The sequence below is a fragment of the Microbulbifer maximicatervae (SeqCode) genome (genome assembly GCF_052467505.1).
Genome location: NZ_CP174313.1, coordinates 3397330 through 3414940 on the forward strand (window position 1 = coordinate 3397330; position 17611 = coordinate 3414940).

General features: G+C 50.2%; 15 protein-coding genes. 8 read left to right on the top strand and 7 right to left on the bottom strand.

All coding sequences use genetic code 11. The features are described from left to right. Nucleotides 1–81: 81 nt before the first annotated feature. The gene (locus tag ACJJIN_RS15020) at nucleotides 82–1428 is read right to left on the bottom strand and encodes a phosphohexomutase domain-containing protein (protein ID WP_444895270.1); all 1347 of its coding nucleotides are present in this window, start codon (nucleotides 1426–1428) and stop codon (nucleotides 82–84) included. Then, nucleotides 1425–2276: a UTP--glucose-1-phosphate uridylyltransferase GalU gene (gene galU / locus ACJJIN_RS15025; RefSeq protein WP_444895271.1), complete on the bottom strand. Its 852-nt coding sequence runs from the start codon at nucleotides 2274–2276 to the stop codon at nucleotides 1425–1427. Before galU ends, ACJJIN_RS15020 begins: the two co-directional genes overlap by 4 nt. A gap of 317 nt (nucleotides 2277–2593) precedes the next feature. On the opposite strand from galU, the gene fabA reads away from it, so the two are divergent. Continuing rightward, nucleotides 2594–3118 (top strand): 3-hydroxyacyl-[acyl-carrier-protein] dehydratase FabA, encoded by a 525-nt coding sequence (gene fabA / locus ACJJIN_RS15030; RefSeq protein WP_108731685.1) that lies wholly within the window; start codon nucleotides 2594–2596, stop codon nucleotides 3116–3118. Between the two features lie 67 nt (nucleotides 3119–3185). Beyond that, entirely contained in the window at nucleotides 3186–4409 is a 1224-nt protein-coding gene (fabB, locus tag ACJJIN_RS15035; RefSeq protein WP_444895272.1) for a beta-ketoacyl-ACP synthase I, read from the top strand. Between the two features lie 59 nt (nucleotides 4410–4468). Here the strand turns inward: fabB and ACJJIN_RS15040 are convergent, their stop codons facing one another. The 4 genes from ACJJIN_RS15040 to ACJJIN_RS15055 form a co-directional block, all read right to left on the bottom strand. Further along, a complete protein-coding gene (locus ACJJIN_RS15040) occupies nucleotides 4469–5317 on the bottom strand; it encodes a sugar nucleotide-binding protein (RefSeq protein WP_444895273.1) in 849 nt (282 codons plus the stop codon). Nucleotides 5318–5332: 15 nt separating this feature from the next. Next, nucleotides 5333–5956, bottom strand: a complete 624-nt coding sequence (gene ssb, locus ACJJIN_RS15045) for a single-stranded DNA-binding protein (protein WP_282934376.1) — start codon at nucleotides 5954–5956, stop codon at nucleotides 5333–5335. Nucleotides 5957–6128: 172 nt separating this feature from the next. Further along, complete coding sequence (locus ACJJIN_RS15050; RefSeq protein ID WP_444895274.1) at nucleotides 6129–7280, bottom strand: MFS transporter; 1152 nt, start codon at nucleotides 7278–7280, stop codon at nucleotides 6129–6131. A gap of 90 nt (nucleotides 7281–7370) precedes the next feature. Continuing rightward, nucleotides 7371–8777 carry a mannose-1-phosphate guanylyltransferase/mannose-6-phosphate isomerase gene (locus ACJJIN_RS15055; RefSeq protein ID WP_444895275.1) on the bottom strand — a complete coding sequence of 469 codons (1407 nt, stop codon included), beginning with the start codon at nucleotides 8775–8777 and terminating at the stop codon, nucleotides 7371–7373. Nucleotides 8778–8936: 159 nt separating this feature from the next. On the opposite strand from ACJJIN_RS15055, the gene uvrA reads away from it, so the two are divergent. From uvrA to ACJJIN_RS15085, 6 genes are all read left to right on the top strand, one after another. Beyond that, entirely contained in the window at nucleotides 8937–11762 is a 2826-nt protein-coding gene (uvrA, locus tag ACJJIN_RS15060) for an excinuclease ABC subunit UvrA (protein ID WP_444895276.1), read from the top strand. A gap of 88 nt (nucleotides 11763–11850) precedes the next feature. Then, nucleotides 11851–12450: a hypothetical protein gene (locus tag ACJJIN_RS15065; RefSeq protein ID WP_444895277.1), complete on the top strand. Its 600-nt coding sequence runs from the start codon at nucleotides 11851–11853 to the stop codon at nucleotides 12448–12450. Nucleotides 12451–12516: 66 nt separating this feature from the next. Next, a complete protein-coding gene (gene pxpA, locus ACJJIN_RS15070) occupies nucleotides 12517–13266 on the top strand; it encodes a 5-oxoprolinase subunit PxpA (protein ID WP_444895278.1) in 750 nt (249 codons plus the stop codon). Then, nucleotides 13263–13991 carry a 5-oxoprolinase subunit PxpB gene (pxpB, locus tag ACJJIN_RS15075; protein WP_282934382.1) on the top strand — a complete coding sequence of 243 codons (729 nt, stop codon included), beginning with the start codon at nucleotides 13263–13265 and terminating at the stop codon, nucleotides 13989–13991. The genes pxpA and pxpB overlap by 4 nt, the downstream gene beginning before the upstream one ends. Before the next feature lie 12 nt (nucleotides 13992–14003). Then, entirely contained in the window at nucleotides 14004–14981 is a 978-nt protein-coding gene (locus tag ACJJIN_RS15080) for a 5-oxoprolinase subunit C family protein (protein WP_444895279.1), read from the top strand. A 361-nt stretch (nucleotides 14982–15342) separates the two neighbouring features. Then, on the top strand, nucleotides 15343–16797 hold the full coding sequence (locus ACJJIN_RS15085; protein WP_444895280.1) for a pectin acetylesterase-family hydrolase: 1455 nt from the start codon (nucleotides 15343–15345) through the stop codon (nucleotides 16795–16797). Between the two features lie 57 nt (nucleotides 16798–16854). On the opposite strand, the gene ACJJIN_RS15090 is transcribed toward ACJJIN_RS15085, so the two are convergent. Further along, nucleotides 16855–17490 carry a hypothetical protein gene (locus ACJJIN_RS15090; RefSeq protein WP_444895281.1) on the bottom strand — a complete coding sequence of 212 codons (636 nt, stop codon included), beginning with the start codon at nucleotides 17488–17490 and terminating at the stop codon, nucleotides 16855–16857. Nucleotides 17491–17611 lie beyond the last annotated feature (121 nt).

Consider the following 17611-nt stretch of genomic DNA (forward strand, 5'->3'; position numbering starts at 1 on the left):
AAAACCAGATAAGTAACTTTGAGTACCCCCAAACCAAAAAGCCCCGCAGTTGCGGGGCTTTTTAACATTAAAAAACGAGTATCAACCGATAAGCTTAAGCAGCTCCTCTGTTTTCTCCCGCATTAATTCCTCACTTCCCCGGGATTCAACATTCAAGCGAACAACCGGTTCAGTATTTGACATACGCAAATTAAAACGCCACTCGGGGTAAACGATACTCAACCCATCCACGTGCTCAACGCTGTCAGCTGCAGGTCCATACTTTTCCTCTGCCGCCTTTAACAGTGCTGCAGCATCCTGAACCTTAGAGTTAATCTCTCCCGAACAGGGGAAAGCGGCCATGCGCTCACCAACAAGCTGTGACAGCGATTTACCACTGCGACTTACCAACTCAGCAACCAATAACCATGGAATCATACCGCTATCGCAGTAGGCGAAATCCCGGAAATAATGATGCGCACTCATTTCACCGCCATAAATGGCATCTTCCTTGCGCATGCGCTCTTTAATAAAGGCATGACCGGTTTTACTCTGTACCGGCTCTCCACCAGCAGCGCGGACAATATCCTCGGTATTCCAGAGCAGGCGTGGATCATGAACAACTTTGGCACCGTTGTTTTTTGCCAGGAAAGCTTCTGCCAGCAAGCCAACAACATAGTAACCTTCAATAAAATCACCACTTTCATCGAAGAAAAAGCAGCGATCAAAATCACCATCCCAGGCTATACCAAAATCAGCACCGCTTGCCCGCACTGCCTCGGCAGTAGAATTGCGGTTTTCTGGCAAAATTGGGTTGGGAATACCGTTGGGAAAGTTGCCGTCGGGCTCGTGGTGAACTCGCACAAACTCAAATGGCAGGTGTGGAGCCAGCGCATCAACAACCGCCCCCGCACCACCATTACCGGCATTAACCACCAATTTTAATGGTTTCAATGCAGTATTATCGATATACCCCAATAAGTGCTGCACAAAATCAGCGCGGTGTTCAAAGCGCTGCAAAGTGCCTCTTTGCTCAACCGGAGCAAAGTTGTTTTCTTCTGCCAAGCGCTTGATATCCAGTAGACCGGTATCACCACTGATTGGACTACTGCCTGCACGGACAAACTTCATGCCGTTGTAGTCCATAGGATTGTGACTAGCAGTAACACAAATACCGCCGTCAAAGTCCCCGTGGAAATTGGCAAAGTAGACCTCTTCTGTACCGCACTCGCCGATATGGAAAACATCGGCACCCGCATCTCGCAATCCATTGACCAGCGCATCTGTCAGCTCGCCACTGGTAAGCCGAATATCATGCCCAACAACTACTCGACGAGCATTCAGGAACTGGGCAAAGGCACGCCCCACTCGATATGCAACATCGGTATTAAGTTCATCGGGTACACGGCCGCGAAGGTCATAAGCTTTGAAACAAGTCAACTCACTCACTTACCTTTCTCCTCAGCAGCCTGCTCTGGCAAATACACATTTTCGTAAACGTGGTTAGTAGCATCAATAAAGCCTTCTACAGAACCACAGTCAAAGCGTCGACCTTTGAAGGCATAGGCTAATACGCAGCCCTGCTGAGCTTGCGCCATCAGCGCATCGGTAATTTGAACCTCACCATTTTTGCCTGGAGGAGTATCACGGATCAGATCAAAGATATCCGGTGTCAGGATATAACGACCAATAATCGCCATATTACTTGGGGCATCTTCCGCTGCAGGCTTCTCCACCATATTGGTGACTTGATACAGACCAGGTTTAATCTCATTGCCACCGATCACACCAAATTTATGAATCTGCTCCTTCGGTACTTCCTCTACCGCAACAATACTGCAGCGGAATTGCTTATAAAGCTGAACCATTTGCCCCAAAACGCCCATATCTTCATTTAGACACAGGTCATCAGCCAACACCACGGCAAACGGCTCATCGCCAACCAGGCGATGTCCTTGCAAAATAGCGTCACCCAGGCCTCTCATTTCGCCCTGACGCGTATAAGAAAAGCTCGCTCTATCAATCACTTTGCGCACGGAGTCCAGGTAACGTTCTTTGCCGGTACCCGCGATCTGGTGTTCCAGCTCAAAATTGGTATCAAAGTGATCCTCAATCGCGCGCTTGCCTCGCCCAGTGACAAAACCAATCTCGGTCAGTCCCGCCTCTATAGCCTCCTCAACGCCATACTGAACCAGTGGCTTATTCACCAGCGGCAACATTTCTTTCGGCATTGCCTTGGTGGCAGGAAGAAAACGAGTGCCATAGCCGGCAACAGGAAATAGGCATTTCTTGAGCATTCTGCTCCCCCAATCAATTTAAAACAGCGCACCCCCGCGCAGTGCCGGCAACTTATCATAGCGTCGCTGTGCAAGCACTTACACTCGATAACGTTAAGCTTGGCCCAATATGTGAATTCCCTGAGGATAAACACCAAAACTATATGAGTAAGATGAGGAATTAACACGCTAAATAGGCGGTATTTGTGAAGACAATTCTCACGCCAGTCACAAAAACCCCCTTGACCGACTGGACAAGCGACACAGACCCCTTAGAATGCCCGCTCTTGCAAAAGTGTCCAATCTCAATTGCATAACCACCCACTAACGGGGAAATGATGAGTAATTTTGTACAAAAAAGTGAGTATACCAGAGAGGAGCTCCTGACCTGCTCCCGTGGCGAGATGTTCGGCCCAGGCAACGCCCAGTTGCCGGCTCCCAATATGTTGATGCTCGATCGTATCACCCATATATCCAAGGAAGGTGGTGCTTTCGGCAAGGGAGAGCTGATCGCTGAGCTCGACATTCACCCCGACCTATGGTTCTTCGACTGCCATTTTCCCGGCGATCCCGTAATGCCCGGCTGCCTCGGCCTGGATGCTATGTGGCAATTATTGGGTTATTTCCTGGCCTGGAAAGGCAACCCCGGCCGCGGTCGAGCACTGGGCTGTGGTGAAGTTAAATTTACCGGCCAAATTCTCCCCACCAGCAAGAAGGTGACTTACCATATTCAGATGAGCCGGATTGTTGAGCGCAGGCTTGTTATGGGTATTGGCGACGGCAGTGTCTCTGTGGATGGAAGAGAAATTTACACAGCAAAGGATCTTCGCGTAGGCTTATTTACCCGTACGGACAATTTTTAAACTCGTTTAAGACTAATACCGGTAGAAACCATCAGTCCTCTGCCGACAAGCTATGCTGGAGATCACTATGCGTCGGGTCGTCATTACCGGAATGGGTATCACTTCCTGTATCGGTACCAACACTAAAGAAGTCACCGAGTCACTGAAAACTGGTCGAAGCGGCATCCGCTTCCAAGAAGAGTATAAGGAGCTCGGCCTGCGCAGCCATGTGGCTGGGCCTGTGGACATCGATTTCAAAGAGCATATCGATCGCAAGCAACTTCGCTTTATGGGCGACGCTGCAGCCTATGCGTACATTGCCATGCGTGAAGCAATCGAGATGTCGGGCCTGCAGGAGGAGCAGATATCTAATCCGCGCACGGGTATCGTGATGGGCTCTGGCGGCACATCCACTCAGCAGATTATTGACGCTGCACATACTCTGAAGGAAAAAGGTGTTCGCCGTGTAGGCGCCTACCGCGTGCCCCAGGTAATGAACAGTACCGTTTCCGCATGCTTAGCCACTCCATTCAAAATCAAAGGGGTGAACTACAGTATTTCTTCCGCTTGCGCTACCAGTGCCCACTGTATAGGAAACGGAGCTGAGCTTATCCAGATGGGTAAGCAGGATGTAGTGTTTGCTGGCGGTGGTGAGGAACTTGCCTGGAGTTTGACTCACTTGTTTGACGCTATGGGCGCCCTCTCAAGCAAATATAACGATACTCCGACAAAAGCATCACGCCCCTACGATGCCGATCGCGATGGCTTTGTGATCGCCGGTGGTGGTGGCTGTCTGGTACTCGAAGAAATGGAGCACGCCGTGGCTCGCGGTGCGACCATCTATGCGGAGCTAACCGGTTACGGCGCAACTTCCGATGGTTACGATATGGTTGCCCCAAGCGGTGAAGGCGCCACCCGCTGTATGCAGCAGGCTCTGGCCGGTATGGACGGCAAAGGCCTGCAGGGTAGCGTGGACTATATCAACACCCACGGCACCTCTACACCCGTAGGCGATGTCGCCGAATTGAAAGCCATGCGCGAAGCCTTCGGGGATACAGTTCCGGCATTCGCCTCTACCAAATCTCTGACAGGCCACTCTCTGGGAGCTGCAGGGGTTCAGGAGGCCATTTACAGCCTGCTGATGATGCAGAATAACTTTATTGCTGCATCAGCCAATGTAGAGAACCTCGACCCCGCTGCGGAAGGCATGGACCTTGTCCGCCAGCTGCGTGAGACTGAAGTCAAACGGGCTATGTCCAATAGCTTTGGCTTTGGCGGAACTAATGCCTGCCTGATATTCGATAAAATCTAATCGAAATAAAAAGGGCGCCGCGAGGCGCCCTTTTTATTGACTGCGCAACAGAAACCAAACTATTCCGGAGTCGCGTGCAGGCGCTCCAACCACAGCTCAACCTGGCGTGTCAGTCCCTGTCTCCAGCTCCGCTGCTGAACACCAAAGACATCCCGCAGCTTGCCACATGAAAGTACTATGCTGCGATCCCGCTTCTCAGCCTCATCCCCTAATGAAGTAAATTGCGCAAAGCGCTCTTCATCGTAAAAAGCCTGGGCGCGCTCGACCACCTCCAGGGCAAACTCCATCGCTGTGCAGCTATCAGAACTACCGTAGTGATAAACGCCTCCTGCCTTGGCCCCGCTAGCGAGCTGCTGGGCAACCGCCACTGCGACACGAGCCATATCCACCACTGTTACTGGGTTGCCGCTGTTCCTTCCATCCAGGGCTAAAGGCTCCCCAGACACAAAGTTGCGTAAAATACGCCCTAACAAGGCATCCTGACCACTATCCACCATCCAGCCAAAACGCAAAATCGTCAGGTTTTGCAGCCCATTAAAGGCATCTTCGCAAGCCAGCCATTCGCGTCCACTCGGGGACTGCGGTTCTGTGGGCTCATCCTCGTCATAGCGGCGGCGCTCACCACCAGAAAAAACTTGGTAGGATGAGAGGTGAATAATATGTCCACAGGGTGCAGCACAAAGCCGCTTACTCACCAGCAGTGACTCCGGCATGCCTCGATTGTCGGCACAGGCGGAGGCATTAATCACAATTGAGCCCGGTCTCAATTGATCGATTTCCCCGGGGGTCAACTGCTGTACGCGAAAGCCTGCGCGCTGCAGTCTTTTTTGCAGCGCGCCATCAACCTCATTACCAGCTGTGATAATGGCGACGGTATCCGGCATATAACCTGTATTCAATTCAGACACTGGTAAATCCAGTTCTTAGAACGGGATATCGTCATCAAAGCTATTATCGAAACCACCGGCAGGACCCTGGTTCGGCTGTTGCTGGGGCTGCTGGTTAGCTGGTGCCATCGGTGAGGGAGCGGTACGCCCCTGCCCGTATGCCTCCTGGCCGCCCTGCTGCTGGTAGCCACCCTGAAAACCGCCGCCCTGTTGGTCAAAACCGCTGGAACCACCCATCGGCTGGCCGCCACCCATTTGGCCACCTGCGGCTGCGCCCATTCCAGCGCCACCCATACCCTGACCAAAGCCGCCCTGCTCACCGCGACCGTCCAGCATCTGCATTTCGCTGGCAACGATTTCAGTGGTGTAGCGGTCCTGGCCGGAATTCTTATCCTGCCACTTACGGGTGCGTAGAGAGCCCTCTACATAAACTTTGGCCCCCTTGCGCAGGTACTCACCGGCGATCTCAGCCAGGCGGTTAAAAAATACTACGCGATGCCACTCAGTGCGCTCCTGCTGCTGGCCAGTCTGCTTGTCTTTCCAGCTCTCACTTGTAGCCAGGCTGATGTTGGTAACAGCACCGCCACTCGGCATATATTTGGTTTCCGGGTCATTCCCCAGATTACCGATCAGAATTACTTTATTAATACCCCTGGCCATGGCCCTCTCCTCTCGTCAACCCGGGCTCCACCCGGGGCAATAAACTATTTAAACAATCAATTAATCTATCAAGTGTTATGAAATACCGTCAGTGCTACATTGCACCATCAGTAAATATTGTATTTTTATCCAGTAGGATACAATAGCGGCTCAGTGTTAGTAAGCGCTACCTTCACGCTCTCTCGCGCAAACCCCACCACAGCAACATCCATAGCAGCAGCACCGCCAAACCCAGAGCAGCAACTGCGGAAGCGCCCCCCAGACCGAACAGCAGGCCACCCAGGCTACCGCCGACAAAGGTGCCAAAGAACTGTAAAGTCGCGTAAAGCCCCGTAGCTGCGCCCCTCGCTTCCGCCGGAGCCTTCCTGGTTAGCTGCGCCGGCAGCAGGGCTTCAAGCAGGTTGAAACCGGTGAAGAACACTGCCAGCAAGACTACCAGCATCCAGGTGCTTACAGACAACAAGGCCGCACTGCCACCGATCAAAGCTAAACAAGCAAAATTAAGCGCAAAAGGCACCCGATCACTTTTCTCTGCCGCCCTCATCATTGGCAACATCAGCAAGAAGGTGCCGAGCATGAGTGGTCCATACAATTTCCAGTGCTCGCTAGCCGGCCAATCCAATCTATCGACTAGCACCAATGGCAAGGCGACGAACAATGCCGTGAGCAACAAGTGGGAGAAAAAGGCCCCAGAAACCAAGCGCCAAACAAGACCGCTTTTAACTACCGAACGAAAACCACTGCCATAAACTGCGGGCCGCCGAGCCGCCTCCGGAGTCGGCACCAGGCGCCAAACCAATAATCCACCCAGCAGTGCTAATCCAGCAGTGACCCAGAAAATTGCCGGCAAGCCGCCCACACCGGCTAGCGCTGGCCCCAGGATCACCGCCAGCATAAATGCGACGCCAATAGACGCTCCGATAATCGCCATCGCAATACCGCGCTTTTCATCGCGGGTTAAGTCGGCAACCAGCGCCATCACCGCAGCGGCAATAGCACCACAACCTTGCAGTACCCGCCCCACAATAAGTCCGTAAACCGAATCCGTCAGTGCAGCGATGACACTGCCCAGGGCAAACAGTGCAAGGCCGGTATAAATAACCGGCTTGCGCCCCCAGCGATCGGACAGGAGCCCCAGAGGAATTTGGAGTATCGCCTGACTCAGGCCATAGGCGCCCATTGCCAGCCCCAGCAGCATGGGCGTGCTATCGCGATAGCCCTCGCCGTACACAGTGAGAACCGGCAGGACCATAAACAGGCCCAGCATACGAAAGACATACAGGGAAGCCAGCCCACCCAGGGCGCGGCGCTCAATGGAATTCATGCAAATCCCGGAACAGCATCAAATAGGGCGCGCATTGTACAGTGAGCCGCCTCCCGGCTGTAGGGGAAACAGCACAACTTTTATCCACAACTAGTTACGACCGTACTCATCATCGAGGCGGACAATGTCATCCTCTCCGAGATAACTGCCGGATTGCACCTCAATCAGCTCCAAGGGAATCGTGCCGGGGTTCTCCAGGCGGTGGACCACCCCCAGGGGGATATAAGTCGATTGGTTCTCGGTGATCAGGACCTCTTCTTCACCCCGGGTAACCTTCGCAGTTCCCTGCACCACAACCCAGTGTTCAGCGCGGTGGTGATGCATCTGCAGGGATAGCTGCTGGCCCGGCTTCACCACAATACGCTTCACTTGAAAGCGTGGACCCGCATCAATCGAGTCGTAGTAGCCCCAGGGCCTATATACCTTGCGGTGCCTTTGGGCCTCACTGCGACCAGTGTTCTTGAGGTTACTGACCAGTTTTTTGACTTCCTGGACCCGTTGCCGGTCAGCGATCAGAAGCGCATCGTCAGTATCGACAACCACTAGGTCGGATACACCGAGAAGGCTGACCAAGCGGCTCTCACCACGCACCAGGCAGCGCTGGGAGTCTTCTAGCAACACATCACCCTGAAGCAAATTGTCATTGGCATCGCGTTTTGCCAACTCCCATAGCCCCTGCCAGGAGCCCACATCGCTCCAACCCGCATCCATAGGTACAACTGCCGCGGATTCCGTCGGCTCCATTACTGCATAATCCACAGACTCATCTGCGCAGGCTGCAAAAGCCTCTCTATCCACCCGGGTAAAATCCAGATCCCTCGCGGCACTCTTATAGGCACTGCGGCAGGCTGTGAGAATATCTGCACGGTACCGCTCCAACTCCTCCAGATAGCGGGAAGCTCGGAACAGGAACATGCCACTGTTCCAGGAGTAATCCCCGGAGGCCAGGTAAGCTTCAGCGGTTTCAGTGTCCGGCTTTTCGACGAACTCCGCCACTTTCCAAGCAGTTTCCGCCAATTTATCCCCGCGCCGAATGTAGCCGTATCCGGTCTCCGCCCGGGTCGGCACAATACCAAAGGTGACCAGATACCCCTGCTCAGCCAGGGCTCGGGCCGACTCTACAGACTCCTGAAAATTTGCCTCGTCGGAAACGGCGTGGTCTGCCGGTAATACCAGCAGTAAAGGGTCAGCTCCTGACTCCAGTGCTGCCAGGGCAGCCAGGGCAATAGCCGGTGCAGTATTGCGCGCGCAGGGCTCCAGTAAAATGGACTGGGCTCCGTGGCCGATTTCCTGCAATTGCTCGGCAGCGGCAAAACGATGCTCTTCGTTGCATACCAGGATCGGCGCCTGTAATGGCTCAATGCCCTCCAGGCGCCTTACGGTTGCCTGTAACATCGTTTCACCACCGATAAGGGGTAAGAACTGTTTAGGGTAGGCCTCGCGAGAGAGTGGCCACAGGCGCGAGCCAGTGCCACCACAGAGAATCACAGGAATCATCGAATGCTATCTGCCTGAATGTCGGGTATTGCGAAAGACAATTTTCGCACATCAGGTGGCGAGTTTATACTTGACTGTTTTTCCGGCACCGCAGTTGTGATCGCCCCGCGCGGAGCAAGTCCGAGGCCCGGCCCAGTATTAGCAGCATATAGGTAGAGCGTGGACACGATTTATGTAAGGGGTGCTCGCACCCACAATCTGAAGAATATCGATCTGGACATTCCCCGCGATAAACTGATCGTTATCACCGGCCTGTCCGGTTCCGGCAAATCTTCCCTGGCCTTTGACACCCTCTACGCAGAGGGGCAGCGCCGCTACGTGGAATCACTCTCCACCTACGCCCGTCAATTCCTGTCGATGATGGAAAAGCCGGATGTGGATACCGTCGAGGGGCTATCACCGGCTATTTCAATCGAGCAGAAGTCCACCTCACACAACCCCCGCTCCACTGTGGGCACCATCACAGAGATCTATGACTACCTGCGGCTGCTATTTGCCCGGGTTGGAGAACCCCGCTGCCCCGAGCACGACGAACCCCTGCAAGCCCAGACAATCAGCCAGATGGTGGATCAGGTACTGGCTTTACCGGAAGGCAGCAAGATTATGTTGCTGGCGCCGGTAGTTCGCGATCGAAAGGGTGAGCACCAGCACGTATTTGAACAATTGCGCCGGGACGGATTTGTGCGGGCACGGATCGACGGAGTTATCTGTGACCTGGACGACACCCCCAAGCTGGATAAGCGCCGCAAGCACACCATTGAGGTGGTGGTAGACCGCTTTAAGGTGCGTGAGGACCTGCAACTGCGTTTGGCGGAATCCTTCGAAACTGCCCTGAATCTCACCGACGGTATCGCCTCCATCAGTTTTATGGATGGAGACCAGGAAGATCGCCTCTTCTCTGCCCGCCACGCCTGCCCCGTCTGTGATTACTCACTGGATGAGCTAGAACCGCGCCTGTTCTCCTTCAACAACCCCGCCGGTGCCTGCCCCAGCTGTGACGGCCTGGGCGTCAAACAGTTCTTCGATGAAGACAAGGTAATTATCGATTCGGAAAGCAGTATTTCCGAGGGGGCCATTCGCGGTTGGGACAGACGCAACATTTACTATTACCACATGCTCGACTCCCTCGCCGAGCACTACGGTTTCGATCTGGATAAGCCCTGGAAAAAATTACGCAAAGCCCACCGCAAGGTTATCCTGCAGGGCAGTGGCGATGAAGAGATAGACTTCAGCTACGTCAATGATCGCGGCGATGTCACCGTGCGCCAGCACACCTTCGAGGGCATTATCCCCAATTTCCAACGCCGCTATCGGGATACCGAGTCCCAATCGGTACGGGAGGAGTTAGCCAAGTATCTGAGTACACAAAAATGCCCAGAGTGCCACGGTACCCGCCTGCGCCGCGAGGCCCGTCATGTCTTTGTGGATAACCGCACCCTGGCGCAAATTACTGAGCTGCCTGTAGGCGATGCGTTCGAGTATTTCGACCATGAGCTGGCTTTTAAAGGCGCCCAGAAAGAGATTGCCGATAAGATTCTCAAAGAGCTTCGCGATCGATTCCGCTTCCTCGTCGATGTCGGCCTGAATTACCTAACCCTAAACCGCAGTGCAGAAACCCTCTCCGGCGGCGAAGCACAGCGCATTCGCCTCGCCAGCCAGATCGGCGCCGGCCTCGTGGGCGTAATGTATATTCTCGACGAGCCCTCTATCGGCCTACACCAGCGGGACAACGAGCGCCTGCTCAACACCCTTACCCACCTGCGCGATATCGGCAACACGGTTATTGTGGTGGAGCACGATGAGGATGCCATTCGCAGTGCCGACTTTATCGTCGATATTGGCCCCGGTGCCGGAGTCCATGGTGGAGAAGTCGTGGCAGCGGGTACCGCCGATAAAATTACCAAATGCAAGAAATCCCTAACCGGTCAGTACCTCTCCGGCAAAAAGAAAATTGCCGTACCGGAAGAACGCTACGTACCCGACCCGGACTATTTGTTGCGCCTCGAAGGGGCCAGTGGAAATAATTTACAGGACGTCGATCTGGAGATCCCAGTAGGATTATTTACCTGTGTAACCGGTGTATCCGGCTCTGGTAAGTCCACCCTGATTAATACAACCCTCTATCCACTTGCCGCCACTGCACTTAACAAAGCAACAACCCTTAAGGCCTCTCCCTATAAAGAGGCGCACGGTCTGGAGCACTTCGACAAATGCGTGGATATTGATCAGAGTCCTATCGGGCGCACTCCTCGCTCAAACCCGGCAACCTATACCGGTATTTTTACCCCAATTCGCGACTTGTTTGCTGGCACCCAGGAAGCCCGCTCACGGGGCTATAAACCTGGACGCTTCAGCTTTAACGTCAAGGGTGGGCGCTGTGAAGCCTGCCAGGGCGACGGGGTGATTAAGGTAGAAATGCACTTTTTGCCGGATGTCTATGTACCCTGTGATACCTGTCACGGCAAGCGCTACAACCGCGAGACCCTGGAGGTACACTACAAGGGCAAGAATATCCACGAAGTATTGGAAATGACCGTGGAAGATGCACGGGAATTCTTTGACCCTGTGCCCGCAATCGCGAAGAAGTTGCAAACCCTAATGGATGTCGGCCTCTCATATATCAAGCTAGGCCAGGCTGCCACCACTCTCTCAGGTGGTGAAGCCCAACGGGTAAAACTCTCCCGCGAGCTATCCAAACGAGACACTGGGCAAACCCTGTACATCCTCGACGAACCGACTACCGGCCTGCACTTTGCCGATATCCAATTACTGCTGGATGTTCTCCATCGCCTGCGCGATCACGGCAATACCATCGTAGTGATCGAACACAATCTGGACGTGATCAAAACTGCAGACTGGATTGTAGACCTGGGCCCGGAGGGTGGCTCTGGCGGCGGGCAAATTATTGCCACGGGGACACCTGAGGATGTTGCAGAAATGGACATTTCCCATACCGGGCGCTTTCTAAAAACCATGCTGAACTAATTGAATAGGAAAGGATGCCAATCTATAGACCGGCATCCTTTCTAGCTCAATTCACTTAAAAATAACTAGTAGGTAGGTGCGACAAGATATGAAGTTATTCAATCGTGACCGCTTAAACTCAGTGATCGCAGTAAGTGCAATTATGATTTCTCTGGCATCCTTCTATGCCACCTATTTACAAGCCAGAGCTGCCAACCAACAAGTCAAAATAATGACAATGCCGGTTATCCAGTTCAGCCATGGAAACTATGATGAGAAGAGAAATCAGAATAGGATCACTTTTAATTTTCACAATGCTGGAGCTGGCCCAGCCATCCTAAAATCCGTTAGTTTTAAATATAGAAATGTAGAATACTCAAGCACCCATGATTTTTTGCAAGCCTGCTGTCAGGAGGAGCATAAAATGATGAAAAATAAATTTAATAGAAACCATAGAAATCACCACCCACCCCTTGATGAAGGCTTTCAAAGCTCTTCAGAAATAAATGAAGTTATCATTCCCGCACAATCTGAGTATCCTTTCTATTCGTTAAGTCGTGGCACTGCAACTTCTGAACTATGGGAAAAAATTAATCAAGAAAGATGGAAACTTTCGGTTTCCGCCTGCTTCTGCTCACCGCTGGGAAATTGCTATGAGTCAAATTCAAAGAAAATTTCAATGGAAGTCAGCCAGTGCCCTAACAATTAACCACTTTAATAGGCGGGTTCTTAGCGTTAAAACGCATTCGAAATATATTACAGGCAGGATGCCACAGTGAATATTGATATCAACTGCGATCTGGGTGAAGGTGCTGATTTGCGCAGCTGTGACAGGGACGCCCAAATCATGCCGTTTATTTCCCGCTGCAATATAGCTTGCGGCGGCCACGCTGGCACTCCCGAGATCATGGGTAGATCAATCGAAAACGCCCTAAAAAATAGTTTAAAAATCGGCGCGCACCCCAGCTACCCCGACAGGGAAAATTTTGGCCGCAAATCTCTAGTTATTCCTCAAAATAAATTACTCGATTCTCTTTGCGCACAAGTAAACCAACTAGAAAATATCGCGCGTAGCCTAGGAGCAACTTTAGACCATATTAAACTACACGGCGCTCTCTACAATGATACAGAGTCAAACAGAGAACTCGCTGAAAGTATTATTACCCTACTCGACAAAGAATATCCTTCACTGAAAATTATTGGGTTAGCCAACGCTGCCATGCAGTTCGCTGCTGCCAAACAAAATAAAACATTTATTCGCGAAGGATTTATGGATAGGCAGTACCTCAGCAATAACCAACTAGCTCCACGCTCAATGGCGGGTGCTGTTATTGCTGAGACAGAACAGTGCTTACAGCAGGCTATCTGCTTGGCAAAGGGCTTAGAATTTAACGATTATCTTGGTGAAAAATTGCAATTCTCTGTGGATACCATCTGCCTCCACGGCGATAATCCCCAAGCGCCCATTATCGCCAGACAACTTAATCAACATCTCAATGCAAACGGCGTGAGTATAGCTCGGTGACACACCCTGCCCCCCATATACCACTAGCTATTACCATTAACGGAGATTGTGCAGTAGATATCCGCTTTTCCGGCAAACCATGCAAAGCTCTTAGCCGGACAATTATCGGTTTGAGAGCGGCTCTATTAAATGAAGTGCATCCAGGTATCATTGATATCATTCCTGCATACCAGTGCTTAACTGTTATTTTCAATCCTTCCCTATGGGATCACAAAACCTTATACCAATTACTCACTAAAACTACCGAGGACTTTCTAAACAACCCTGCCCCCTTCACCAGTAGACCACGCATAGTGCGTATTCCCGTATGCTACGAAGAAGGCTTTTCTCCAGACCTTGAGGCATTATCAGAACATACCAAATTATCGTCACAGGAAATCATCAAACGACATACCGCACAACGTTACTTAGTGCATATGTTGGGCTTTACTCCAGGCTTCTTATACCTTGGCGGACTTGACCCAAAGCTATATTGCCCCAGAAAAGAAACTCCCCGAACCAGAATTCCCGCAGGCGCTGTCGGGATAGGTGGAGAACAAACAGGCATCTACCCACAAGCTACACCGGGGGGATGGCAAATTATTGGCCAGACACCCCTTAGTCTTTTTCAACCTGCGGAACCCTCCCCATTTATCGCTGCACCTTTAGATGAAATTGAGTTTTATGCAATAGATTCTCAGCAATTTCATATACTCTCGCAGAGTACTAAAAGTAGTTCACCCTAAAAAGGAGGGTCTATGGGTATTCACTTTCTTCGAGCAGGGCTACAGACAAGTATTCAGGACCTGGGTCGTCCAGGCATGATGCACTGTGGAATTCCATGGGGAGGTGCTGCCGACCCACTATCGATGAAAATAGCCAACCTGTTATTAGGAAACCCGTTAGGGCACCCAACCTTTGAGATCACCCTGCTCGGTCCTAGAATCGAATTCCTCTGCAATCTCACTATCGCTATAGCCGGAGGCCAATTCAGAGGTTCCTTAAATAACGAGTCAATTGATAATTTCCGAACCTATAGGGTTAAGCCTGGTGATATTTTGGATATAGCTCAAGCTATTTCCGGTGCAAGAACCTACCTTGCGATTTCTGCCAAGATAGACGCACCCAATATCTTAGGTAGCTCTGCAACTCACGTTATAAGTAAATTTGGCGCAAATAGTGGCAAACCGATCACATCTAACGAAGTCATCCACTTTAAAGAAGTCCACACCGCAAAAGAATCTGTACTAAATAAAAGGTTTCACCTTCACTACTCACATAATTCAAAGCTACGACTAGTGGCTGGACCAGAGAGCAATTTATTTTCCAAGAAATTTATTGAACACTTTTACGGCTCAACCTATCTGGTTTCTACCCAAAGCAATCGTATGGGCATTCGTCTATCCACTAAAAACAATTCTACAATTCATAAAATTACAAACGGAAAGACACAACTATCATCAGCAGGACTCTATCCCGGCAGCATTCAAGTACCACCCGATGCCAATCCTATTATTTCCTTTATTGAGGGACAGACTATTGGCGGGTACCCCCGAATAGGCCATATTATAAAATCGGAACTTCATCGCCTGGGTCAGCTAGCCCCAAAAAACAAAATCACATTTCAAGAAATAAGTATTGAAGAATCGCGTGAAATTTTCAAAAAGAAACAAGACCTAATTAAAAAACTCCAACAGAGCCTGAATCTTAATCACAGGGAGGCACTATCCCTTTAATGCAAGCATAAACATTATCAGATACAGAACTATTTAATACTCAAAAATAACAGCATAAAGTAGAGAATAAAAATTACGCCAAAATAGACAAAATAATTTTATTAAAAATTTAAATGGAATATTTTTGGACAAAAAAAGAAAAAATATTACAGAAATTCTGTGACCGGCAAGTTTCCCCTCATATCTTTCTAGACCAAAACATCATTATTAACTAACCTCATTGGGTTTTACCCAAACAGCGATTTGGACTAGCGTGCAAGTTGATTATCTATAGGGAGCAAATAAATCTCCAAACAATTATTTCAGGATCAACAAAGCACATTCCAAAGAGAAAACACACAATACCTTAAGGGGATTAATAATGATAAAAATTCTCCGCGGTTTTATTTCAATACTCTTAGCGAGTTCTCTACTTATCACAGGTCATGCAAATGCAGAACCGGGTGATTACAACTTCTGGACTACCCTAAAGCATTTGTTTGATCCACCCAATGCCGATGCGCCAGTCACCTCGCAGCAAGCTGAAGGGATGTATCCACTAACTATGGATGATCCCAGTTTTAATGATGATTTTGATCCTGGCGACTACAACACCTGGCAAAAAATTGATGTACCTACCAGTACAGGTGCCATGTGTGGGAATGGATCACCCTATAAGTTCTTTGTTCACCGTGTTCCAGATACCAGTAACACCATTTTCTATTTCGAGGGTGGAGGGGCATGCTGGGACTATGAAAGCTGCTCAGGACAAGCTGGTATTCGCGGGGCTCGCAACCCCAATGGCATTCCCGATGATTACCTAAGCAATGTGCACTTGTTAGATTTTACAAATTTCGAAAATCTTACTACCGCTGGCGTATCCCCTTTGATTTATACACATCACCCCTACGACCAGTATAAAACTGGCGAGTGGAATATGGTTTATGTACCGTATTGCACAGGGGATATCTACGTAGGCGATAAAACTGAAATATACGAGGATACTACTGGCGAGAACCCCGACCTTATCTGGCACCACAATGGATTACGCAACGTTCAGGCAGTTACTTCCTGGGTGAAAAATAATTTGCAAAAACCGAAGCAGATGCTCGCTGCGGGTTGTAGTGCAGGTAGTATTGGTGCTCTGTTTAATTATTCGAAGTTGCGCGAGGATATGAATGTCGATTATGGCTATCTCCTCGATGATTCAGGCCCTCTCTATCAGGCACCTTTAGACGGGAGTGACAGCACCCAATATCCCTCTTTACCGCTACATAAAGAAGTGCTGCGCTCTTGGACTACCTATACCGCCGATAGCGATGAAAGCTCGGAAAACCCCATCACTATGTTAAAAGCCATAACACCGGGATTCGAAGCCAATCAGCTAGCCTCACTTTATGCAGCGCTTTCCAATAAATTCCCCTCAGATCGACTGGGTATTACGCACTTTCTTGCTGACGGGAATTTTTCATCCTACTCCTACGAGAGATTTTATGAGGATATTTATAATGATCCCGATGCAGACTCCCGTTTAAATAAATTGCGACAGCGCTGGCAGAAAGATACCCATGAAAATTTGATTCCGCTGCTGGATCAAACTAGTAACTGGGGCTATTACTTCCCGATGTTCCGCAATTTAAACGAGAGCCACTGCACAACCATTATCGATTTAAACTATGGTGAGATTGCCGAGCACGGGCTTGAATTAAAAGATTTCCTCGACAACATCGTCAATCATAACGGTGGAGGCATGATTCGGGCATACGAAACCGATGAGGTTTCAGATTATGAGGACAACAGTAACTGGTTCTATGATCTGATCGGCTTGTTTATGTAATTAAAATACCCCCAGCGCTGCCGGTAACTCGCTGGCAGCGCTGAAGTGATAGAAAACCTAACTGCCATATACCGCCTCACGGGCGTCCTGAAGACGTTTACGTAAGTATTCATGTCTACTCATGCCATCGGGAAAGGACGTCATCTGCTGAACTTCCTCAACGATCGAGCGCTCAAGATCCTTATAGGTGGAAAAGCCCGGAACCTCGACATGAGGGTCGTAATCCCTGATCACCGTTTGCGCTTTATCCCGATAAATATTAAATAGCTCTTCAGCTCTTTGGGTGAACTCTGCCTGGTTAAGACTATTTTTTTCCAGCCAGGCCAACTTCATTGAAAGCGCTTCATAGCCTGTAATACGCGATTCCCGCTCTATTTTTTCAATTGCATCCCAGGCCTCTTCACCAGAGAGATTGCCCAGGTCTGCAAAGTAGTCTTTGAGCGCCTGCTTAACATTCTCACGATCCAGATAAGCCTGAACCCGAGGATGATTTAATAACTCTTCGACTTCCCCATGTTCCAGCTGGGACCAGGGTATGCTGTCAGAAATATTCTTTACTAATTCACTATCATCTTTTAGCGGCTCTATTATCTGGCGCACCTTGGCCACACTTGAGCGCACATCAATATCGTAGTGATCAACCCCTACAACGGCGAGCGTTACTGCTCCGGCAAGCAAAATCAGCTTTTTCATAATTAGTTACCGAGCAAATTAGAAATTATGTATTTGTCTGTCGGTAACTATCTAAGCAGAGAATTGGGAGAGCATGAAAGAAAATAACGCCCTCACCAATGAATAAAGTGCCAATATCTTA